The sequence below is a fragment of the Acidovorax sp. 59 genome, assembly GCF_002754175.1.
GTDB lineage: Bacteria > Pseudomonadota > Gammaproteobacteria > Burkholderiales > Burkholderiaceae_C > Acidovorax > Acidovorax delafieldii.
The window spans coordinates 2,621,201-2,641,806 of record NZ_PEET01000001.1 but is presented as its reverse complement, the minus strand read 5'-3'; the positions used below and the strand labels follow the sequence as shown (position 1 = coordinate 2,641,806).

Here is a 20,606-nt window from a genome sequence, read left to right as displayed (position 1 = left end):
TGCAAGCCCCATGCCGGGCTTGTCGTGCGTCAACTTCCGGGTGCCAGCTTGCCATCGCGCAGGTCAATCGATTACTCCTGATTTGATAGCTGCCAGCGCATATGATTCAAGCGCCAGCATCGGTTTTTGGCTGAAATTGGGTGGCCAATAGGCTGGCAGCCGCCAACGCCCCGTCGATCAGCTGCGTGATGTGCGGTTGCGGCGCCATGGGCGCCAGCGCACTGACCTGCGCCCGGCCCGTGTTGCCGATGGGCAGCCGCGCCAGCGCGTGGCCCAGGGGCACCAGTGCCAGCCGCAGTACCTGTCCGCCGGCCTCGCGCAGGTCGCGCAACTGCAGGGCGTAGCGCAGCATGGCGCTGTGTGACCGCCAATGCAGGGACAGCGTGGTCTGCCCCAGCACGTGCGCGGCCTCCAGCCATTGCCAGCGGGTGGCAGGCGGTGCGCCGGCATCGCGCGCAAACGCTGCCAGCAGGTGGTCGAATGCGCGCTCCCTCTGCAAGGGGTCAGCCATGGGTGCTGCAGCGTGGCGTGCCGCCAGCTGGCGCCAGCGCCGTTGTCGGTGCCGGTAGAACACCTGGGCAAACGCCGCGCTCAGGGGCGTCATCAGCCAGGGCAGGTGGCGCGCGACCACGTCGATGTCGTCGGTATAGAGCGTGCGGCCGTCTGGCAGCGGCTGCAGCGTGATGCGGTGGTCCCAGCGCCGCATCAGCGTGCCCTCGCCGTTGTCGCGCAGCGTGGGGCAGGCACCGGCCTGGGCAGATGGCTCGATGGAGATGCGCACGGTTTGCGAGCCCATGGGCAGCAGCCCCAGCAGCCGCATCTGCAACGGCAGATCACCGGGAGACCAGTGGGTGGGCCAGGGCGCCCCGCCAGGGCGCTTGAACCGCACCAGGGGCGCCGTGATGTGGCGAAACACAGCGGTGCTTTGCAGTTGCGCAGCCACCCATTCGGGCGGTGCGTTGAGCGGAGTGGACAGGCGTACGCGCATGGATCAGTGTCCGTGTGCTGCGGGGGCGCCGGCGGTGCTGGCCAGCTCCTGCCGCGCGTGGCGGATCACGCTCCAGCCGCCGCTGATGGCCAGGCCCGCCATGACGGCCGCCACCGCCAGGTCGGGCCAGGCTGTGCCCGTGCCCAGTACCCCCAGCGCGGCCGCCATCACGGCCAGGTTACCCAGCGCGTCGTTGCGGGTGCACAGCCACACGCCGCGCATGTTGGCGTCGCCCTCGCGCCAGGCGTAGAGCAGGGCGGCCACACCCAGGTTGGCCGCCAGCGCCAGCAGGCCCACGCCACCCATGGTGAAGGGCTCGGGCGGAACCCCTTGCCACACCCCCCAGGCCACCCGGCCGATCACGAACACGCCAAACGCCAGCATGCTGGCGCCTTTGAGCAGGGCGGCGCGTGCGCGCCAGGTCAGCGCCATGGCCAGCACCCACAGCGACAGGCCATAGTTGGCCGCATCGCCCAGAAAGTCGATGGCGTCGGCCAGCAGCGACGCCGAGCCCGAGTGGGTGCCCGCGCCCAGTTCCACCACAAACATGGCGGCGTTGACGACGAGCGCAATCCACAGTATGCGGCGGTAGCGCGGGTCTGCGCTGGCGGGGGCATCGTGGCTGTGGCCGGGGGCGCTGTGGTCGTGGTGGCCGTGATGGCAATGGGCGGACATGGTGTTTTCTCCTGGAGGTTTTGGAAAGCGATGGCATCATTGGAAACCTTGAAGTCACTTGAAGGTCAAGCCCATGGACCCCCACGCTGCACAGTTCCGCATTGGCGAGGCCGCCCAGCAGTCCGGCGTGTCGGCCGCAAACATCCGGTACTACGAAAAAGAGGGGCTGCTGCCGCCCGGTGCCCGCGGCGACAACAGCTACCGCCTGTACAGCAGCGCCGACGTGCACCAGCTGCGTTTCATCCGCCTGTGCCGTGCCATGGACATGTCGCTGGACGAGGTCAGGACCTTGCTGGCGCTGGACTGGGACAGCAAGACCGACTGCCATGCCGCCTGCGACACGCTGGATGCACACCTGGTGCATGTGCGCACCCGCCTGGCCGAACTGCAGGCGCTGGAGGCCGACCTGCAGGCGCTGCGCAGCCGTTGCGACGGCGCTGACGCCACCTGCCACATCATTGAAGCGCTGCATGCGCGAGCCGACGCGCAGCCCGTGGGCGTCAACGCCCCTCCCGGCCAAGGCAAGCGCCATGTGTGAGCAGTTGTTGTACGGCGTGGCTGCGTGTGTGCTATTTGCTATTTAATTGATAGCTACTTGGGCATATGTTTGTAGCGCTATCGCCCGAAAATGGCCCAAATATCTCCAGAAGCCTGCCATGGACTGCCCTGGCGCATGCCCCCGCTATGATCCGCCCATGATCTCGCGCCTTCCCGGCCTCTCCCTGCCCGAACGTGTGTGGAACACGGCGCGGCGCTGGGCGGTGGCCTGGTGGCGCATCCTGTATCTGGGCGCGGTGGTGCTGGTGCTGGTGTTGTCGCCGTCCAGCTACGGCAAGGGCACCCGCCGCGCGCTGGCCCGGCACCTGTATCTGGACACGGCGCCTGTGCTGCTGGGCTTCACGGTGCTGGCGGCGCTCATCAGCCTGGTGCTCACGCGCATTGTGGTGGTCACGGCGCTGAGCTACGGGCTGTCGCGCTATGCGCTGGAGATGGTGATCCGCGTGCTGGTGCTGGAGCTCATCCCGCTCACAGCCGCCTTGTTTGTGGCCATGCGCTGCACCATTCCCAACGGCTCGCAACTGGCGCACCTGCGGCTCACGGGCCGGTTCGAGGCGCTGCGCCGCCAGGGCTCTGACCCGGTGCGCATCGAACTGCTGCCCCGCGTGATTGCCGGGGTGTTTGCCTGCGTCACGCTGGCTGCGCTCAGTTGCGTGGTGGCGCTGGTGCTGGCGTACCTGGGGGTGTACGGCTTCAACATGGCGGGGCTGCCGAGCTACACGCGCATGTTCGGCCAGGTGTTTTCGCCCAGCGTGACCATGGTGTTTGTGCTCAAGACCCTGTTCTTCAGCCTGGCCGTGGCGCTGATCCCCATGGCTGCCGGGCTGTATGACAGCGGCGAACGTACCCAGCCCGACTCGGAACTGGGCGGCCTGGCCCGCATGTTTGCGGTGCTGCTGCTGATCGAGGTGGCCTCGCTCATGGGCAACTACTACTGATGGCCCGCGCCGGTCGCACCCACCCGCATAAACCCACGACATGAACGACCATCCTCCTCCCCCATTGCATGGCCCCGCCGGGGCCGACGCGCCTCCGGTCGAGACCCTGCGCCCGGTGGCCTATCTGGAACTCAAGGCTGCGGCGCTGCTGCTGTTCACCCTGGCCCTCATCGTGGGTTCGGGCCTGTACCTGCTGTATGCGCGGGGTGCTTTTGAGCCCACGCAGACGCTGGTGCTGACGGCCGATGACTCCGAAGGCGTGGTGGTGGGCATGGACATGACCTTCTCGGGCTTTCCCATTGGCCGCGTGCGACGCATCGAGCTTGCCGAATCGGGCAATGCCCGCATCCTGGTGGACGTGCCCCGCAAGGATGCGCACTGGCTGCGCGAGTCCAGCGTGTTCACGCTGGTACGCGGTCTGGTGGGGGGCACCAACATCCGGGCGTACTCCGGCATCCTGACCGACCCCGCACTGCCCGATGGCGCCGTGCGGCCGGTGTTGCGCGGAGATGCCACGGCGGAGATCCCGCAGCTCATGGCGACCGCGCGCGAGCTGCTGACCAACCTGAACGCCCTGACGTCGCCCGACGCCGCGCTGGGCAACACCCTGACCAACGTCAAGGCACTCACGGAGCGCCTGAACGGGCCGGGCGGCGCCCTGGGTGTGCTGATGGGCAACGAAGCCGATGCGAAGAAGATTGTGGCCACGCTGGAGCGCACCAATGCGCTGCTGGCGCGCCTGGACGGCATGGCCGCCCGCGCCGACAAACAGGTGTTTGGCAGCGAGGGCAACAAGGACGCGCTGGTGCCTGAGGTGCGCGCCACCGTGGCCCAGCTCAATGGCTTGTTGTCCGATACCCGCACCAGCCTCAAGAAGGTGGATGCCGTGCTGGTGGAGGCCCAGGCCATCGGCACCAATGCCCGCGAAGCCACGATGGACCTGGGCGCGCTGCGCGCCGAGGTGGAAAGCAATCTGCGCAAGGTGGAAAGCCTGGTCAACGAGATCAACCGCAAATGGCCCTTTGCACGCGACACGGAGTTGAAGCTGCCATGAACCCCTCTGCTGCACCTCGTTTGCGGGCTGCATTGCGGCTCCTGTCCATCGGCTGTGCCTTTGCATTGGCTGCGTGTTCCAGCCAACCCCCGGTGCCTGACTGGCAGATGAATGCCCAGGGCGCGTCCCAGAAGGCCATCGAGGCCTACCTGTCCGGCAACGCGCGCGTGGAGAAGCTCGAATGGGACCGGGCCCGCGCCGAAGTGGCGCGCACGGGTCGCCCCGATCTGCTGGCGCGCCTGGAGCTGATGCGCTGCGCGGCCCAGGTGGCGAGTCTGGTCACCGAGCCCTGCGAACGCTTCGAGGCCTTGCGCGCCGACGCCTCCGCGCCCGAGCAGGCCTACGCAGACTATCTGGCGGGCCGCGTGCAGGCCGGCCAGGTGGCTCTCTTGCCACCGGCGCAGCGTGCGGTTGCCACGGCAGGCCACGCTGCCACCTTGGCAGGCATTGCCGACCCCCTTTCGCGCCTGGTGGCGGCGGGCGTGTTGCTGCAGACGGGGCACGCCAGCCCGGCAGTCATCGCTACAGCCACCGATACCGCGTCGGCACAGGGCTGGCGCAGGCCGCTGATGGCATGGTTGCTGCTGCAGGTGCAAAGGGCAGAGGCTGCCGGAGACACTGCGGCAGCCGATGCGTTGCGCCGTCGCGTGGGGGTGGTGGAGCAGTCGGGGTCTACGTCTCGATAGCGTTGGCCGCCATGCTAGGGAGGCGGCAGGTAACGAGCCATGGCGCGGGCAAAAAAGCTGCCCCAGTTGCTTCAGCAACCGCTACTCAAGCCATTGACCAGGCTGCCAGAAGCTGCATTGCCGCTGCTGGTGGCGTCGTCAGCGCAGGCGAGCCTGCAACTGGGTCTCGATGTCGTCTCGCTCCATGGCGAACTGCTGGGGGCTGATCTCGTTGGACTCCAGCTTGCGGGCCACAGACAGCAGCAGCACCGTGTTTTCGAGACGCGTGTCTTGTTGCAGGGAGGGGGGCAGGGCGGTCAGGCGGTCAAAGCTTTGCTTGTACAGCTCGCTCCAGCTCATGGCCCCTGCCTGGGCCTGGGCCCTGGCACCGTCGTACCAGCGCGAGAACTCGTCCAAGGCGTTGTCGCGGGGACTGGAACAGCCCGCCACAGCGGCCAGCAACACCATCGAACCCCAGAATTTCGGGGAGTGAATCAAGGAAAAACGGTTTGCAGAGATGCGAAAACGTGTGGTCACGATCGTCCTCCATTCCAGAATGCCACCGAAAAGTCCCGGTGTGCAGCGCCGAATGGTACTCCGATGCTATGCTTTTTACTACTGTGTTGCTGTTTGGACCCACACGCGCTGCATCGCAGCGCCAGCCACTTGTGCACGCATCACAACTCAGTGGTCCAGAAAGCTGGTGGACAAAATCTGGTCGAGCCCGGTAAGCCCGTGCGACATCGAATCCACAGACTGCACGGCCACGTCCGGCATCAGCAATGAAACCGCCGCCAGCACGGCCAGCACCACGGTTCCGATGAACGCTATCAACGCGCGCGCTCCCGGCGGTAAGGAATGGCGTTTCATGGTGAAGTCCTTTTGAGAAAAGGGGTGGGGGCCGCAATGACCTCCCGGTGCAACCTCAATGGCTGCTGGCTAGGATTTCAGCAAAGTGCCGCAGTTCCGCGTGTAAGACAAGTGCCATAACAGGGCTCCATGGGTAACTGTTACGGCCTGTTGCCTTTACAAACCTGCCAGAAACGTTCCGCGCCCTGCAAGCGTCCGGAGGTCCGGTTCAGGGCCTTGAGTGGGAGGCGGATGGAGTGCCAAGCGGACAGACTGCAGAGGGCTCCTGTGGAGCCGTCCAGCGGTCATCGCGGCATGAATAGATCAGGGCGCGGGCGTCTGAATCCACGCGGTGATCTGGGCAATGGCCTCCTGCTCGATGCCAATGAAGCCGGGCCAATGTTGGCCAGCACACTCATCACCGATGGGGGTTGGCGACGCCATGGACCACCCTGAGTTTTTTGACCTGCGCCCGCGCCAGCCCTCTCAGAATGGCGGGCGTATCGCTGGCCTGGCAGTGTTTGCAGCCGTCCCTGGCATGGTGGTAGACCAGCCTGGGACCTGTATGGCCTGCAGGTCCAGTGTGGGCACTGCACCCGGTGTGCTCCTGCGCACCACGCTGGAGGTCAGCCCCAGCCCCGCAATCGCAGGGTCGTTGACATGAATGGCCATGGCTGTCGCAGACACTGTCATGCGCCGAGCGGGGCGCACAGTCGTTGATGTTCAGCCCAAAGCGCCGGGGTCCTGTGTGCAATAAGCCAGCCCCCACAACAAAAAACCCAGGTGACCGGAATCACCTGGGTTGATATGTGGCGGAGAGGGCGGGATTCGAACCCGCGGTGGGGATTAGCCCACACACGCTTTCCAGGCGTGCGACTTAAACCGCTCATCCACCTCTCCGAAGCCCTCGATTATAGCCATAGGATTGGGTGCATTCCGGTCACTGATCGGTGTCACCTGAAAATTTCAGTGGGCCGACACGTTGTCAGCCTGCCTTTTGGGATGTCTGCACCATCTTCATCGCCGAGCCGATCAGCGCCGAAACCTCGGTCATGTTGCTGGGCACGATGAGGGTGGTTGTGGCGTCCGACGCGACTTGGCTGTAGGCATCCACGGCTTTTTCAGCCACCTTGAGCTGCACGGCCTGCTCGCCACCGGGCTGGCGGATGGCTGCGGCCACGCGTTCGATAGCCTGGGCGTTGGCTTCGGCCACGGCCTTGATGGATTCGGCCTCGCCCTGGGCCTTGTTGATGACGGCCTGTTTTTCGCCCTCGGAGCGGGCGATGAAGGCCTCACGCTCGCCGGTTGCGATGTTGATCTGCTCCTGGCGGCGGCCTTCTGAGGCGGCAATCAGTGCGCGCTTCTCCCGCTCCGCTGTGATCTGGGCCTGCATGGCGTGCAGGATTTCCTTGGGCGGGGTCAGGTCCTTGATTTCATAACGCAGCACCTTCACACCCCAGTTCAGGGCGGCTTCGTCGATGGCCTGCACTACCTGGGCGTTGATGATGTCGCGCTCTTCGAAGGTCTTGTCGAGTTCGAGCTTGCCGATGACCGAGCGCAGCGAGGTCTGCGCCAGCTGGGTCACGGCCATGATGTAGTTGCTCGACCCATAGCTGGCGCGCATGGGGTCGGTGACCTGAAAGTACAGGATGCCGTCCACCTGCAGCTGCGTGTTGTCGCGCGTGATGCAGACCTGGCTGGGCACATCGAGCGGAATTTCCTTCAGGCTGTGTTTGTAGGCGACCTTGTCCACAAAGGGGATCAGAAAGTTCAGCCCGGGAGTCAGCGTGCCCGCATATTTGCCCAGGCGTTCCTTGACCCAGGCGTTTTGCTGGGGCACGACCTTGACCGAGCGGGCGATGAAGATCACGGCAATGATCAGGATGACGATGGCAATTTCCATGGGAAACCTTTCTTGGGTGATCGACAGGGAGTCTTCGGTGTTTACAGCGGGTCCACCAGCAAGCGGTTGCCCACCAGCTCGGCGACGCGATGCATGCCAGTAGACGGGGTGACGCCGGGGCGGTGCATGGCCGTCCATTGGGCGCCCCGGTACTTCACGGTGGTGGTGCCGTCGGGGCTCCAGCTTTCGATGAGGATGGTTTCGCCTACGTCCATGTTCACGCTGCGGTCCGCACGTGCAGACGGATCGCCGGGGCGCTTTCTCCGCAGCAGGTAGCAGGCCACGACGGCCCCGCCGCCGACGATGGCGGCCGACACCATCTGCATTGCGGACGCCAGGCCCAGGTGGGCGGCCAGGGCGGCGGCTACCAGCCCCAAGGCCACCATCAGCAAATAGAACGTGCCGGTGAGCAGTTCTGCCACGACAACGGCCCCTGCTGCCAGCCACCAGATGGTGGATGCCTCCATGTAGAACCTCCTTGTGTGGTTGTGTTTAGTGCACCACATTCTGGGTCAAAAGGATGGCAGTTCAAAGGCGCGTCAACGTTATTCCTTACACTTCGCGCCTATTTCGTTTTTTGGCCGGGCAGGCCACGGCTCCTTGGAGGCTGCGCATGAAGTTTCGCTTTCCCATCATCATCATCGATGAAGACTATCGTTCCGAGAACACCTCGGGGCTTGGCATTCGTGCGCTTGCACAGGCCATTGAGGCCGAGGGCTTTGAAGTGGTTGGGGTCACCAGCTATGGCGATCTCTCGCAGTTTGCGCAGCAGCAAAGCCGCGCCAGTGCCTTCATCTTGTCCATCGACGATGAAGAATTCTCCGAGGGCGAAGGGCTGGATCCCATCGTGCTGAGCCTGCGCAACTTTATTGGCGAGGTGCGCCGCAAGAACGCCGAAGTGCCCATTTATGTGCACGGTGAGACCAAGACCAGCCGCCACCTGCCCAACGACATCCTGCGCGAGCTGCACGGCTTCATCCACATGTTCGAGGACACCCCCGAGTTCGTGGCGCGCCACATCATCCGCGAGGCCAAGAGCTACCTGGAGAGCGTGCAGCCACCGTTCTTCAAGGCGCTGCTGGACTACGCCGAAGACGGCTCGTACAGCTGGCACTGCCCTGGTCACTCAGGCGGCGTTGCGTTCCTGAAGAGCCCCGTGGGCCAGATGTACCACCAGTTCTACGGCGAAAACATGCTGCGCGCCGACGTGTGCAACGCGGTGGAAGAGCTGGGCCAGCTGCTGGACCACAACGGCGCCATTGGCGAGAGCGAGCGCAACGCCGCGCGCATCTTCAATGCCGACCACTGCTTCTTTGTGACCAACGGCACGTCCACATCCAACAAGATGGTGTGGCACCACACTGTGGCGCCCGGGGATGTGGTGGTCGTTGACCGCAACTGCCACAAGTCCATCCTGCACAGCATCATCATGACCGGGGCCGTCCCTGTGTTCATGAAGCCCACGCGCAACCACTTCGGCATCATCGGCCCCATCCCGCAAAGCGAGTTCGAGCCCAAGGCCATCGAGGCCAAAATCAAGGCCAACCCGCTGCTCAAAGGCGTGGATGCCAAGAAGGTCAAGCCCCGCGTGCTGACGCTCACGCAGTCCACCTACGACGGCGTGCTGTACAACACCGAGACCATCAAGGGCATGCTCGATGGCTATGTGGACAACCTGCACTTTGACGAGGCCTGGCTGCCGCACGCGGCGTTCCACCCGTTCTATGGCAGCTACCACGCCATGGGCAAAAAGCGCACGCGCCCCAAGCATTCGGTGACGTACGCCACACAGTCCATCCACAAGCTGCTGGCCGGTATCAGCCAGGCATCGCATGTGCTGGTGCAGGACTCGCAGACCACCAAGCTCGACCGCCACCTGTTCAACGAGGCCTACCTGATGCACACCAGCACCAGCCCTCAGTACAGCATCATCGCCAGCTGCGATGTGGCCGCCGCGATGATGGAGCCGCCCGGCGGCACCGCGCTGGTGGAAGAAAGCATTCTGGAGGCACTCGACTTTCGCCGCGCCATGCGCCAGGTGGAGGAAGAGTTCGGCAAGAACGACTGGTGGTTCAAGGTCTGGGGCCCGGAAAAGCTCACCGACGAGGGCATTGGTCGCGCAGAAGACTGGATCATCCGCAGTGACAGCAAGAGCAAGAAGGGCAGCAAGTGGCACGGCTTCGGCCAGTTGGCTGACGGCTTCAACATGCTGGACCCGATCAAGTCCACCATCGTCACGCCGGGTCTGAGCCTGGACGGCAAGTTCGACAAGACCGGCATCCCCGCGTCTATCGTGACCAAGTACCTCGCCGAGCACGGCGTGGTGGTGGAGAAGACGGGCCTGTACAGCTTCTTCATCATGTTCACCATCGGCATCACCAAGGGCCGCTGGAACACGCTGCTGACTGCGCTGCAGCAGTTCAAGGACGACTATGAGAAGAACCAGCCCATGTGGCGCATCCTTCCCGAGTTCTGCCAGCAGCACAAGCGCTACGAACGCATGGGCCTCAAGGACCTGTGCCAGCACGTGCACGAGATGTACGCCAAGTATGACATCGCGCGCCTGACCACCGAGATGTACCTGTCGGACCTCACGCCCGCCATGAAGCCCTCGGATGCGTACGCGCACATTGCGCACCGCACCACCGAGCGCGTGGAGATCGACCACCTGGAAGGCCGCATCACCGTGGGCCTGGTCACACCGTACCCCCCAGGCATTCCACTGCTGATCCCGGGCGAGGTGTTCAACAAGAAGATCGTGGACTACCTCAAGTTCGCGCGCGAATTCGCCAAGCTGTGTCCGGGCTTTGAGACCGATATCCACGGCCTGGTGGAAGTGGAAGACGAGAACGGCCAGGTGCGCTACTACGCCGACTGCGTGGCAGAGCAAGGCAAGACTGGCAAGAACCCCAAGCCACTGGCGACTGCCAAGAACCTGGTGCAGGTGGGCGACGACGGTCCGTACGGGCGCAACGTGTAAGCACGTCTTCGCGCTGGTGTGTGGGTGCACCAGCGTCTCGAAAATCGCTCCCCCGGCATGGCTGGCGGAGCGATTTTTTTGTGCATTTGAATCCGCTGTTGTGGTGCTGCCGTATTGACTGTCAGCCGCGTGGTTTTCATGCGGTGACGACTGTCTTCACACACGTCTCAGGAGATTCCCATGACCCTTCGATTCAACGCCCGCCTTGCCACCATCGCCCTCACCGCAGCCATGGCCGCTGCCGCAATGCCTGCCGCAGCACAGGTCATGGTGGGCGGTGCGCCCATGCTGGCCAGCAAGGACATCATCGACAACGCCGTGAACTCCAAGGACCACACCACCCTGGTGGCGGCGGTCAAGGCGGCTGGCCTCGTAGAGACGCTCAAGGGCCCCGGTCCGTTCACCGTGTTTGCGCCCACCAATGCGGCGTTTGCCGCGTTGCCCGCCGGCACGGTGGACACGCTGCTCAAGCCCGAGAGCAAGCCCACCCTGACCAAGGTGCTCACCTACCACGTGGTGGCGGGCAAGTACGACGCTGCTGCGTTGTCCAAGATGATTGCTGACGGCAAAGGCATGGCCAACCTCAAGACGGTGGCGGGCGGTACGCTCACCGCCAAGGCCAGCGGCAATGCCGTCATGGTGACGGACGAAAAGGGCGGTACGGCGACGGTGACGATTGCCGACGTGTACCAGTCCAACGGCGTGATCCACGTGGTGGACAAGGTCCTGTTGCCTAACTGACTGCGCAACTGATGGGAGGGGCTGCCCGCCCGCTGGAATGGCCGCGGCATCGCAGGGCCGGGATCGGCCAGGGGTTGCTGTGGCCCCGTCAGCGGACCGGCGGCATGTCCTCTCGCACCCGCACAAAACTCGCGAAGCGCGGCACTCCGCTGTCGTGGGTGCCCCGAAAGCGGTAGGTCACCCAGCTGCCCACGGGCGGCGGGTGGTCGCGCTCTACATCGGTCAACCCTGCGCCCAGCCGGAACCGCTGGCCCGAAGGCATCTCCACCACCAGGGCGCCCAGCCGTCCAGCGTGGCGGCCCTGGCCGGGCAGATGGGCGACCACCTTGGCTTCGGTGTCTTCGTGGGTCTTGACCTTGATGAGGTCGTCACTGCGCCCTGCGCGGTACATCGATGCGCCCCGGTGCAGCATCAGCCCCTCGCCACCCGCGCGCACGGTGCGCAGCAGCAGCTTTTGCAGTGCGGCGTCACTCGCCACACGCTGCTGGGGCACCGCCTGCACCCATGGCTGGTCCAGCGACTCCACGAGTTGGTTCAGTGCAGGAAGGCGCTGGTCAAACGTGCCGCCATGGGCGGGCAGGTCAAACACCATAAAGCGCATCTCGCGCCATGCGGCATCGTCCGGCTGCTGCTGGCGCACGGTGGACTGGGCGTGGCTGAACCGGCCGCGTCCTGCCCACAGCTCGCCGTCCATGGGAGTTTCAGGCCAGCCGGCGGTGAACCATGCCGGGGCCGCCACGGTCTCGCCGCCCCGCGTGCGCAGCGTGTGGCCGTCCCAAAAGCCGCGCACGCCATCGTATTTTTCGCTCACCCAGTAGTCCGCCAGCCGCATGCCGGGGCGGTACACATTGGCCAGCAACAGGGCGGGCGCGTCGGCGGCCCAGGCCTGGGGTATTGCAAGTGCCGCCAGGGGTGCAAGGCCCATACAGGCCAGCCAGTGTCTGCGGAGCATAGGTAGGGTGGTGCTATAAAAAAAATAGCTTCTAGCGCATGATTTATTTGCGCTAGAAGCCAATTACGTAGTGAGCGTGCAGCCCTGGCGAGGATTTACACTTGGTCGGCGCTCAGGCCCGCCGTCTGGCTGAAGCCGCCGTCCACATATGTGATCTCGGCGGTCATGCCCGAGGCAAGGTCCGACAGCAGGAAGGCCGCCACATTGCCCACGTCCTCGATCGTGACGTTGCGACGCAGGGGCGAGGCATCGGCCACGCGGCTGAGCAGCTTGCCAAAGTCCTTGATGCCGCTGGCAGCCAGCGTCTTGATGGGGCCTGCGCTGATGCCGTTGGCGCGGATGCTGCGGCCGTCTTCGGTGCGGCCCACGGCCTCTGCCAGGTAGCGCACGCTGGCTTCCAGGCTGGCTTTGGCCAGACCCATGGTGTTGTAGTTGGGGATGGAGCGCAGCGCGCCCAGGTAGCTCAGTGTCAGCAGCGACGACTTGTCGTTCAGATAGGGCAGGGCCGCCTTGGCCATGGCCGGGAAGCTGTAGGCGCTGATGTCGTGTGCAATGCGGAAGCCTTCGCGGCTCAGGCCGTCCAGAAAGTTGCCCGCAATCGCTTCGCGCGGTGCAAAGCCGATGCTGTGCACAAAGCCGTCAAACTTCGGCCAGGTCTGCGACAGATCCGCGAACATGCGCGCGATCTGCTCGTCGCTGGCCACATCGCAGTCAAACACCAGCTGGGAATTGAACTCGGCCGCAAAGTCGGTGATGCGGTCCTTGAAGCGCTCGCCCACGTAGCTGAACGCCAGTTCGGCGCCTTGCTCGTGGCAGGCCTTGGCAATGCCGTAGGCGATGGAGCGGTTGGACAGCACGCCCGTGATGAGCAGCTTCTTGCCGGTCAGAAAACCCATGTGAAATCTCCTTGTGGAATAGCGGAATGCAGGCTTGGCGCCCGGTGCATGTGGATATGCGGCTTTGGCTGCAAGCCCCTGCGAACGTAGTGCAGAATTGTCGCATGCGGTTTTGGCTGGCTTTGTTGCTGATGGGGTGTGCTGTTCCAGCGTGGGCAGCGCATGCGTATGCCTTGTGGGGCGCGCCGCGCTATCCGGCGGGTTTTGCGCATTTCGACTACGTGAATCCCGACGCCCCCAAGGGCGGCGAGTTGCGGCTGGTCAGCAACCTGCGCGTCTCCACCTTCGACAAGTACAACCCGTTCACCATCAAGGGCAACGCACCCGCCTACCTGTCGTCGCTGATGTTCGACTCGCTGCTGGTGGGCTCCATGGACGAGACCGCGACCGGCTATGGTCTGCTGGCCGAGGACGTGGAAGTCGCCCCCGATGGGCTGTCTGCCACGTTCCGCCTACGGCCCGAGGCGCGGTTTCACAACGGCAAGCCCGTGCTGGCACAGGACGTGAAGCACAGCTACGAAACGCTGGTGGGTCCCTTCACCTCGCCTGCGTACAAGACTTTGCTGATCGAGGTGGCGGGCGTGGATGTGATCAACGACCGCACCGTGCGCTACCGCTTCAAGCAACCCAACCGCGAGCTTCCCATCACCGTGGGCGGCTTGCCGGTGTTCAGTCGCGACTGGGGCGTGGAAAACGGCAAGGCCAAGCCCTTTGACCAGGTGGTGATGGACATCCCCATCGGCAGCGGCCCCTACAAGATCGGGCCCGTGCGGTTTGGCAAGGACATCACCTATGTGCGCGACCCGCAGTACTGGGCGCGCGACCTCAATGTGCGCAAGGGCACGGCCAACTTCGACCGCATCCTCGTCAAGATCTACAAGGACAACACCGCGCGGCTGGAGGCCCTGAAGGCGGGCGAGTTCGACCTCATGCGGTTCTTCAGTGCGGGCGACTGGGCCCGCCGCGTCACGGGCAAAAAATTCGACACCGGCGAGCTGGTCAAGGGCGAGTTCAAGCACAAGCTGCCGTCGGGCTTTCAGAGCTACGTGCTCAACACCCGCCGCCCGCTGCTGCAGGATGCACGCGTGCGAGAGGCCCTGGGCCTGGCGATGGACTATGAGTGGATGAACCGCCAGATGTTCTACGGCGCCTACCAGCGCGTGAACGGCCTGTTTGGCAACACCGCGTGCGAAACCAGGGGCAGCCCGTCGCCCGAGGAGCTGGCGCTGATGGAGCCCTACCGCAAAGACATTCCCGCAACCGCCTTTGGTCCCATGACCGTGCCCCCGCGCACCGACGGCGATTCGTCATTGCGTGCCAACCTGCGCCGCGCGCAGGCCCTGCTCAAACAGGCGGGCTGGGAGGTGCGCGATGGCGCCCTGCGCAACGCGAAGGGCGAGGCCATGGTGCTGGAATACATGGACAGCAACGAAGGTGGAGTGCGCACCATCACCCCCTGGATGCGCAACCTCGAAAAGATCGGTGTCACCTTGCGCTTCCGCTCCGTGGACTTTGCGCTGTACCAGCAGCGCCTGCAGAAGTTTGACTTCGACATCACCTCGATGGCCTTCCAGGGCACCCACAACCCGGGGCAGGAGTTTGCCGACATGTTCGGCAGCCAGGCGGCCGACGTGGAGGACTCCGGCAACTTTGCGGGCGTGAAGAACCCTGCGGTGGACGCCATGATCAAGGCCATGACCTCGGCCAAAACCGAAGCCGAGCTGCTGCCCGCCTGCCACGCGCTGGAGCGCATCATTGCGCACAGCCACTACCTCATTCCGCAATGGACGGCGGCCACGCACCGCATGGCCTACAACGCCTGGAGACTGGCCAAGCCCGCCACGGTGCCGCCGTACTCCAGCGGCGAGGGCTGGGTCATTGACACCTGGTGGGCACGCATACCGCCACAGACCGCGCCCGACAAAAAATAACCACCCGCCAGCCCACCCATGTTTGCCTACATCCTCAAGCGCGTGTTGCTGATGCTCCCTACCTTGCTGGGCGTGCTGCTGCTGACCTTTGTGGTGATCCAGTTTGTGCCGGGCGGCCCCGTGGAGCAGTACATGGCCGAAGCCAAGGCTGGCGTTGGCGGGGGCGGTGGTGCCGAAGGCGGCGGGCTGAGCTACCGGGGCGCGCAGGGCGTGGACCCCAAGCGGCTGGAGCAGATCAAGGCCTTGTACGGCTTTGACAAGCCCGCACATGAACGTTTTTTTCAGATGCTGGGCCAGTTCGCGCGTTTTGATTTGGGCAAGAGCTTCTTTCAGAACAAGGACGTGTGGCAACTGGTGGTCGAGAAGCTCCCGGTCTCCATCAGCCTGGGCCTCTGGACCTTCTTCATCAGCTACCTCGTCGCCGTGCCGCTGGGTGTGGCCAAGGCCGTGCGGGCCGGGTCGCGGTTTGACCTGGTGACCACGCTGCTCATCCTGCTGGGCTACGCCATTCCGGGCTTTGTGCTGGGCGTGGCGTTGCTGGTCATCTTTGGCGGGCAGCTGCAGTGGTTTCCGCTGCGGGGGCTCACTTCGGCCAACTGGGACGAGCTGTCCTGGGGCGCGCGCATCGTGGACTATCTGTGGCACATCACGCTGCCGGTGATCGCCATGGTGCTGGGCAGCTTTGCCGTGACGGCCATGCTGACCAAGAACGCGTTCCTCGAAGAGATCCGCAAGCAGTACGTGCTGACGGCCCGTGCCAAGGGCCTGAGCGAGCGGCAGGTGCTGTGGAAGCATGTGTTCCGCAACGCGCTCATCCCCATCATCACCGGGTTTCCCGCTGCCTTCATCGGTGCGTTCTTTGCGGGCTCGCTGCTCATCGAAACCCTGTTCTCTCTCGACGGCCTGGGCCTGCTCAGCTATGAGAGCGTGATCCGCCGCGACTACCCCGTGGTGCTGGGCACGCTGTATTTGTTCACGCTGATCGGGCTGGTCACCAAGCTTGTCAGCGACCTTTGTTATGTGTGGGTGGACCCGCGCGTGAAGTTTGACTAGCCCGAACGAACCCATGGCCCTGATGAGTTCTGCTCCCGCATCGCCTTCGCTCTCGCCCTCCCGCCGCGCGTGGCTGCGCTTCAAGCGCAATCGCCTGGGGTACTGGAGCCTGCTGATCTTCTGCGCCCTGGTGCTGGTGAGCCTGTGCGCCGAGCTGGTCAGCAACGACAAGCCTCTTATCGTGCGCTACGAGGGGCAAACCTACTTCCCCATGCTCAAGGACTACCCCGAAAAGACCTTCGGCGGAGACTTCGAGACACCAACCGATTACCTGGACCCCTTCATCAAGGAGCGCCTCTCCGCTGGCAGCAACTGGGCGCTTTACACCTTGAACCCCTACGGCCCCAACACGCTCAATTACTTCGCCAAGGCACCCAACCCCTCGGCGCCCACGTCAGACAACTGGCTGGGGACGGACGACCGCGGACGTGACCTTCTGGCGCAGCTGCTGTACGGATTCCGCGTGAGTGTGCTGTTTGGTCTGGCGCTCACCATCACAGGCGTGTTGCTGGGCATGCTCACCGGCGCCATCCAGGGATTTTTTGGCGGCAAGACCGACCTGGCGTTCCAGCGCTTCATCGAAATCTGGGGCTCCATGCCCGAGCTGTATCTGCTCATCATCTTCAGCGCGGTATTCGCGCCCAGCATTGCGCTGCTGCTCATCTTGCTGAGCCTGTTTGGCTGGATGGGGCTGTCGGACTATGTGCGGGCCGAGTTCTTGCGCAACCGCCAGCTTGACTATGTGAAGGCGGCGCGCGCCCTGGGGGTGAGCAATGCCCAGATCATCTGGCGTCACATCCTGCCCAACAGCTTGACGCCCGTGGTCACGTTTTTGCCCTTCCGCATGAGCGGGGCCATCCTGGCGCTCACATCGCTGGATTTTCTGGGCCTGGGCGTGCCGCCCGGCACGCCCTCGCTGGGCGAGTTGCTCAGCCAGGGCAAGAACAGCATTGATGCGTGGTGGATATCGTTGTCCACCTTCGGCGTGCTGGTGGTCACCTTGTTGTTGCTGACCTTCATGGGGGACGCGCTGCGTGATGCGCTGGACCCCAGAAAGGCGGATCTGTGACCATGACGGCATCCAGCATGAAACCCGCGCTGCTCGAAGTTCACGACCTGCATGTGCGCTTTGGCTCCAAAGAGGTGGTGCGCGGCGTCAACTTCACGTTGGCTGCGGGCGAAAAGCTGGCACTGGTGGGCGAGTCCGGCTCGGGCAAGACCATCACGGCGTTGAGCCTGCTGCGGTTGGCGGGCAATGCCGCCATCACCGGCCAGGCCCTGCTGCAAGGGCGGGGCGACCTTCTGGCGATGACCGAGCGCGAGATGCGCGGCGTGCGCGGCGGCGACATCGCCATGGTGTTCCAGGAGCCCATGACCGCGCTCAACCCACTGATGACCATCGGCCTGCAGATTGCCGAAATCCTGCAGCTCAAAAAAGGCCTGACCGGCGCCCAGTGCGCGCAGGCTGCCATCGAGCTGCTGGCCCAGACCGGCATCCCCGAGCCTGCACGCCGGGCCAACAGCTTCCCGCACCAACTCTCAGGCGGCCAGCGCCAGCGCGCGATGATTGCCATGGCCCTGGCCAGCAGCCCCAAGCTCTTGCTGGCCGACGAGCCCACCACCGCACTGGATGTGACCTTGCGCGGCCAGATCCTGGACCTGCTGAGCGACTTGCAGCGCCAGACCGGCATGGCGGTGCTGCTGATCACGCACGACCTGAACCTGGTGCGCCGCTTTGCCGACCGCGTGGCCGTGATGGAGCAGGGGGTGCTGGTAGAGCAGGGCCCAGTGGCCGACGTGTTCGGCGCCCCCCAGCATGCCTACACCCGTCGCCTGATCGCCAGCCAGCCGCGCCGCGATGTGGTCGAGGCCGACCCACCCGCAGGCACTGCGCCGGTGGTGCAGACGCAGGATCTGCGCGTGGTCTACCCCACGCCATTGCCCGGCATCAGGGGCTGGTTCAAAAAAGGTGAGTTTGTGGCCGTGCAAGGCGCCACGCTGCAACTGCTGCCCGGCCAGACGCTGGGCGTAGTGGGCGAATCCGGCTCGGGCAAGTCCACGCTGGCACAGGCCATTCTGGGGCTGCTGCCATACGCAGGTGAGTTGCAGGTGGGAGGGCAGGCGTGGCAACGGCCTGCCACGCGCAACACACCAGCCAACCAGCAGCTGCGCCGCCGGGTGCAGGTGGTGTTCCAGGACCCGTTCTCATCGCTGTCACCGCGTCTCACAGTCGAAGAGATCGTGGGCGAGGGCCTGAAGGTGCACGAGCCCACACTGACCGTGGCCCAGCGCCGCGTGCGCGTCGAGGCCGCGCTGGAGGAGGTGGGCCTGGCCGAGGCCCAGTACCCGCGTCTGCTCGAGCGTTACCCGCATGAATTCTCCGGCGGCCAGCGCCAGCGGCTGGCCATTGCGCGTGCCCTGATCGTGCAGCCCCAGGTGCTGGTGCTGGACGAGCCCACCAGCGCGCTCGATGTGACCATCCAGCAGCAGGTGCTGGGCCTGCTGCAGCGCTTGCAAAAAGAAAAGGGCCTGAGCTACCTGCTCATCACCCACGACGTGGACGTGATCCGGGCCATGGCGCACGATGTGGTGGTGATGAAGGACGGCGCGGTGCTAGAAAGTGGCAGCGTGGCCGATGTGCTGGATGCCCCCCAGCACCCGTACACCCAGCGTCTGGTAGCTGCCGCCACAGTGCCTGGTGGGTGAGTTTCAGGCCAAATCTGCCGCAGGCGCTAGTGCAACATGCACTGGTTGCTATCAATTTTGATTGTCTGGTGCCGTCGGCGCCGAGCTGTTCACTGGGCGCCGCAAGCCTTCAGGCCCCGCTGCGCTGTCATCAGGTCCTGACCGCCACCCGGCGCGCATGTTGCTCTGCACCGGGCTGCGCCCAGACGATCTTGCTCACATCCACTCCCAGGGCCTTCGCGCGCTCCATCAGGTGTTCGCGCACATGCCAGGGCAGGGTGGGGGTGCGTGACAGTACCCACAGGTAGTCGGTGCTGGAGCCCACCACCATCGCCCACTGGTAGTTTTCGTCCAGCGCCACCACGTTGTAGCCGCCATAGAACGGTCCGAAGAACGACACCTTGAGTGCGGCCCGGTCGGGGCTGTCCACAAACTCTGCCCGGCCTTCGGCCTCTCTCCACTGCTTGCGCACCGGGTCGTACCCTCGGTTCACCACCTTGATGGTGTTGTCCGCGTTGCGGCTGTACGTGGCGCTGGCCTGGGTCAGCCCCCGCTCAAACGAGTTTTCAATGCGCGCCAGCTCGTGCCAGTGCCCTGCATACCGGTCCACGTCAAAGCCCGTGACGGGTTGCACGCCATCCGGTGTGCGTGGCGTCGAGCACGCTGACAGCACCATCACGCCCATCAACGCAGCCGCGCCCACGATGAGCGGCCAGGGGGAGCGGCGAGGTGCGGTGCGGATGGCTTGCATGGTGGGTTCTCCTGTGGGTGGGTTCTGGTGGTGGGGCCAGCGCGCTGGCTGTGCCCTTCTCCTCGCCACCGACTGTAGGGACCGTGGAATGCGCCCGGTGTAGGAAGGCGCTGGCGCACGGTGTCGGCGGTCTGGCGGGTCTGGTGTCCCTGTCCGGTTGTTGTCGCCGTGGCGTGGGCGTTGAGCAGCCCGCGTGTGGCATGTCCTGTGCGTTGTCATCGATGTATGCATGCAGCCTGCCCCGTGCGGGGTTAGAGTGCTGCAGGGCAACGGCAGTGGGGCCTCTCCATCTCTCCCGCGTTCGGCCGTTATGTTGTCAAGGAGGTCCCGTGAACCATCCCAGCTCTCCATCCCTTTCTGCGCTCCCTGCCGCCTCGGCACACGCGCAGCAACACAGTCTTGCTGCCGACGACCCGGCCACACGCAGCTACCAGCAGGCGCAGCGCAACGGCCTGCCGGGTGCATGGAGCTGTGGCTTGCACCTGGGGCCTCACCAGGTGCTCTGGGCTGCGGGGGCAGATACCCCCATGCCGTCCGTGCGGCTGAGTCTGCCGCTGGGTGGCGAGCGCACGGCGCGCCAGTTTTTCCGCCATGCCGTGCCCACACCTCTGGAACTGGAGAACGCCATTGCCGTAGTGGAGGATGAGGTCCATGTGGGCCACCAGCAACTGCAAGGCCTGTTGCCTGGCGAGCAGGTGTGGGCCCCATGGTCTGCCGATGCGGCGTTGCATGACCTGGCCACCTTGGCGGGCGTACCGCCGGGGGCCCAGCGCGTGCTGACGCTGGAGGCCATGGAGCGTCTCTTCAACCGCCTGGCCGCTGTGGCCGAAGGGCGCCCGGCCGCACACGAAGGCCTGCCGGAGGATCCTGTCTTTGCGGGCACGCTACTGGTGTTGCGCGAGCTGATGCACCACCTGCCGTTTGCCACGCTGACCCTGATGAACAGGCCCTAGCCATTATCCAAAACTGCATGAGACTGCCCGCTCC

At 64.7% G+C, this 20,606-nt stretch carries 20 protein-coding genes and 1 tRNA gene; 11 read left to right on the top strand and 10 right to left on the bottom strand.

The features are described 5' to 3' along the window. Positions 1–106: 106 nt before the first annotated feature. Together CLU87_RS23325 and CLU87_RS11925 are read right to left on the bottom strand one after the other, a co-directional pair. Positions 107–988 (bottom strand): DUF3703 domain-containing protein, encoded by an 882-nt coding sequence (locus CLU87_RS23325; protein WP_199170821.1) that lies wholly within the window; start codon positions 986–988, stop codon positions 107–109. A 3-nt stretch (positions 989–991) separates the two neighbouring features. Continuing rightward, positions 992–1,663: a cation transporter gene (locus tag CLU87_RS11925; protein WP_099730575.1), complete on the bottom strand. Its 672-nt coding sequence runs from the start codon at positions 1,661–1,663 to the stop codon at positions 992–994. 73 nt (positions 1,664–1,736) lie between these two features. On the opposite strand from CLU87_RS11925, the gene CLU87_RS11920 reads away from it, so the two are divergent. From CLU87_RS11920 to CLU87_RS11905, 4 genes are all read left to right on the top strand, one after another. Then, entirely contained in the window at positions 1,737–2,201 is a 465-nt protein-coding gene (locus tag CLU87_RS11920; RefSeq protein ID WP_056065109.1) for a Cd(II)/Pb(II)-responsive transcriptional regulator, read from the top strand. A 157-nt stretch (positions 2,202–2,358) separates the two neighbouring features. Continuing rightward, on the top strand, positions 2,359–3,159 hold the full coding sequence (locus CLU87_RS11915) for an ABC transporter permease (RefSeq protein WP_015014693.1): 801 nt from the start codon (positions 2,359–2,361) through the stop codon (positions 3,157–3,159). 40 nt (positions 3,160–3,199) lie between these two features. Then, the gene (locus CLU87_RS11910; RefSeq protein ID WP_099730574.1) at positions 3,200–4,213 is read left to right on the top strand and encodes an MlaD family protein; all 1,014 of its coding nucleotides are present in this window, start codon (positions 3,200–3,202) and stop codon (positions 4,211–4,213) included. Beyond that, positions 4,210–4,899 (top strand): hypothetical protein, encoded by a 690-nt coding sequence (locus CLU87_RS11905; RefSeq protein WP_369804313.1) that lies wholly within the window; start codon positions 4,210–4,212, stop codon positions 4,897–4,899. Before CLU87_RS11910 ends, CLU87_RS11905 begins: the two co-directional genes overlap by 4 nt. 138 nt (positions 4,900–5,037) lie before the next feature. Here CLU87_RS11905 and CLU87_RS11900 read toward each other — a convergent pair whose 3' ends face one another. The 5 genes from CLU87_RS11900 to CLU87_RS11875 form a co-directional block, all read right to left on the bottom strand. Next, a complete protein-coding gene (locus CLU87_RS11900; RefSeq protein WP_225581269.1) occupies positions 5,038–5,376 on the bottom strand; it encodes a hypothetical protein in 339 nt (112 codons plus the stop codon). Positions 5,377–5,562: 186 nt separating this feature from the next. Beyond that, positions 5,563–5,748 (bottom strand): hypothetical protein, encoded by a 186-nt coding sequence (locus CLU87_RS11895; RefSeq protein WP_056064060.1) that lies wholly within the window; start codon positions 5,746–5,748, stop codon positions 5,563–5,565. Positions 5,749–6,537: 789 nt separating this feature from the next. Then, positions 6,538–6,627: transfer RNA gene (locus CLU87_RS11885), tRNA-Ser, on the bottom strand. An 85-nt stretch (positions 6,628–6,712) separates the two neighbouring features. Further along, complete coding sequence (locus tag CLU87_RS11880) at positions 6,713–7,630, bottom strand: SPFH domain-containing protein (RefSeq protein WP_056064052.1); 918 nt, start codon at positions 7,628–7,630, stop codon at positions 6,713–6,715. A gap of 41 nt (positions 7,631–7,671) precedes the next feature. Further along, on the bottom strand, positions 7,672–8,097 hold the full coding sequence (locus tag CLU87_RS11875) for an NfeD family protein (protein ID WP_099730573.1): 426 nt from the start codon (positions 8,095–8,097) through the stop codon (positions 7,672–7,674). A gap of 146 nt (positions 8,098–8,243) precedes the next feature. Here CLU87_RS11875 and CLU87_RS11870 point away from each other — a divergent pair, with 146 nt between their 5' ends. Together CLU87_RS11870 and CLU87_RS11865 are read left to right on the top strand one after the other, a co-directional pair. After that, positions 8,244–10,610 (top strand): arginine/lysine/ornithine decarboxylase, encoded by a 2,367-nt coding sequence (locus tag CLU87_RS11870; protein WP_056064046.1) that lies wholly within the window; start codon positions 8,244–8,246, stop codon positions 10,608–10,610. A gap of 180 nt (positions 10,611–10,790) precedes the next feature. Then, on the top strand, positions 10,791–11,351 hold the full coding sequence (locus CLU87_RS11865) for a fasciclin domain-containing protein (RefSeq protein ID WP_099730572.1): 561 nt from the start codon (positions 10,791–10,793) through the stop codon (positions 11,349–11,351). Positions 11,352–11,439: 88 nt separating this feature from the next. On the opposite strand, the gene CLU87_RS11860 is transcribed toward CLU87_RS11865, so the two are convergent. Then, positions 11,440–12,303 (bottom strand): DNA ligase, encoded by an 864-nt coding sequence (locus tag CLU87_RS11860; RefSeq protein WP_099730571.1) that lies wholly within the window; start codon positions 12,301–12,303, stop codon positions 11,440–11,442. 95 nt (positions 12,304–12,398) lie between these two features. Further along, the gene (gene fabI, locus CLU87_RS11855) at positions 12,399–13,199 is read right to left on the bottom strand and encodes an enoyl-ACP reductase FabI (RefSeq protein WP_056064037.1); all 801 of its coding nucleotides are present in this window, start codon (positions 13,197–13,199) and stop codon (positions 12,399–12,401) included. A gap of 104 nt (positions 13,200–13,303) precedes the next feature. Here fabI and CLU87_RS11850 point away from each other — a divergent pair, with 104 nt between their 5' ends. The 4 genes from CLU87_RS11850 to CLU87_RS11835 are packed head-to-tail and all read left to right on the top strand — an operon-like array spanning position 13,304 to position 18,889. Continuing rightward, on the top strand, positions 13,304–15,130 hold the full coding sequence (locus CLU87_RS11850; RefSeq protein WP_099730570.1) for an extracellular solute-binding protein: 1,827 nt from the start codon (positions 13,304–13,306) through the stop codon (positions 15,128–15,130). A gap of 18 nt (positions 15,131–15,148) precedes the next feature. Continuing rightward, positions 15,149–16,183, top strand: a complete 1,035-nt coding sequence (locus tag CLU87_RS11845) for a microcin C ABC transporter permease YejB (protein WP_099730569.1) — start codon at positions 15,149–15,151, stop codon at positions 16,181–16,183. Positions 16,184–16,205: 22 nt separating this feature from the next. Beyond that, positions 16,206–17,252, top strand: coding sequence for an ABC transporter permease (locus CLU87_RS11840; protein ID WP_099732148.1), 1,047 nt, complete (start codon positions 16,206–16,208; stop codon positions 17,250–17,252). A 2-nt stretch (positions 17,253–17,254) separates the two neighbouring features. Then, entirely contained in the window at positions 17,255–18,889 is a 1,635-nt protein-coding gene (locus CLU87_RS11835; protein ID WP_099730568.1) for an ABC transporter ATP-binding protein, read from the top strand. A gap of 130 nt (positions 18,890–19,019) precedes the next feature. On the opposite strand, the gene CLU87_RS11830 is transcribed toward CLU87_RS11835, so the two are convergent. Further along, a complete protein-coding gene (locus CLU87_RS11830) occupies positions 19,020–19,619 on the bottom strand; it encodes a lipocalin family protein (RefSeq protein WP_099730567.1) in 600 nt (199 codons plus the stop codon). A gap of 329 nt (positions 19,620–19,948) precedes the next feature. On the opposite strand from CLU87_RS11830, the gene CLU87_RS11825 reads away from it, so the two are divergent. Next, a complete protein-coding gene (locus tag CLU87_RS11825; protein ID WP_199170820.1) occupies positions 19,949–20,572 on the top strand; it encodes a hypothetical protein in 624 nt (207 codons plus the stop codon). Positions 20,573–20,606 lie beyond the last annotated feature (34 nt).

Excerpts from the sequence above, each read along its gene's own strand:
- CLU87_RS23325 (WP_199170821.1), bottom strand. The coding sequence starts at position 988 with ATGCGCGTACGCCTGTCCACTCCGCTCAACGCACCGCCCGAATGGGTG.
- CLU87_RS11925 (WP_099730575.1), bottom strand. The coding sequence starts at position 1,663 with ATGTCCGCCCATTGCCATCACGGCCACCACGACCACAGCGCCCCCGGC.
- CLU87_RS11920 (WP_056065109.1), top strand. The coding sequence starts at position 1,737 with ATGGACCCCCACGCTGCACAGTTCCGCATTGGCGAGGCCGCCCAGCAG.
- CLU87_RS11915 (WP_015014693.1), top strand. The coding sequence starts at position 2,359 with ATGATCTCGCGCCTTCCCGGCCTCTCCCTGCCCGAACGTGTGTGGAAC.
- CLU87_RS11910 (WP_099730574.1), top strand. The coding sequence starts at position 3,200 with ATGAACGACCATCCTCCTCCCCCATTGCATGGCCCCGCCGGGGCCGAC.
- CLU87_RS11905 (WP_369804313.1), top strand. The coding sequence starts at position 4,210 with ATGAACCCCTCTGCTGCACCTCGTTTGCGGGCTGCATTGCGGCTCCTG.
- CLU87_RS11895 (WP_056064060.1), bottom strand. The coding sequence starts at position 5,748 with ATGAAACGCCATTCCTTACCGCCGGGAGCGCGCGCGTTGATAGCGTTC.
- CLU87_RS11880 (WP_056064052.1), bottom strand. The coding sequence starts at position 7,630 with ATGGAAATTGCCATCGTCATCCTGATCATTGCCGTGATCTTCATCGCC.
- CLU87_RS11875 (WP_099730573.1), bottom strand. The coding sequence starts at position 8,097 with ATGGAGGCATCCACCATCTGGTGGCTGGCAGCAGGGGCCGTTGTCGTG.
- CLU87_RS11870 (WP_056064046.1), top strand. The coding sequence starts at position 8,244 with ATGAAGTTTCGCTTTCCCATCATCATCATCGATGAAGACTATCGTTCC.
- CLU87_RS11865 (WP_099730572.1), top strand. The coding sequence starts at position 10,791 with ATGACCCTTCGATTCAACGCCCGCCTTGCCACCATCGCCCTCACCGCA.
- CLU87_RS11860 (WP_099730571.1), bottom strand. The coding sequence starts at position 12,303 with ATGCTCCGCAGACACTGGCTGGCCTGTATGGGCCTTGCACCCCTGGCG.
- fabI (WP_056064037.1), bottom strand. The coding sequence starts at position 13,199 with ATGGGTTTTCTGACCGGCAAGAAGCTGCTCATCACGGGCGTGCTGTCC.
- CLU87_RS11850 (WP_099730570.1), top strand. The coding sequence starts at position 13,304 with ATGCGGTTTTGGCTGGCTTTGTTGCTGATGGGGTGTGCTGTTCCAGCG.
- CLU87_RS11845 (WP_099730569.1), top strand. The coding sequence starts at position 15,149 with ATGTTTGCCTACATCCTCAAGCGCGTGTTGCTGATGCTCCCTACCTTG.
- CLU87_RS11840 (WP_099732148.1), top strand. The coding sequence starts at position 16,206 with ATGAGTTCTGCTCCCGCATCGCCTTCGCTCTCGCCCTCCCGCCGCGCG.
- CLU87_RS11835 (WP_099730568.1), top strand. The coding sequence starts at position 17,255 with ATGACGGCATCCAGCATGAAACCCGCGCTGCTCGAAGTTCACGACCTG.
- CLU87_RS11830 (WP_099730567.1), bottom strand. The coding sequence starts at position 19,619 with ATGCAAGCCATCCGCACCGCACCTCGCCGCTCCCCCTGGCCGCTCATC.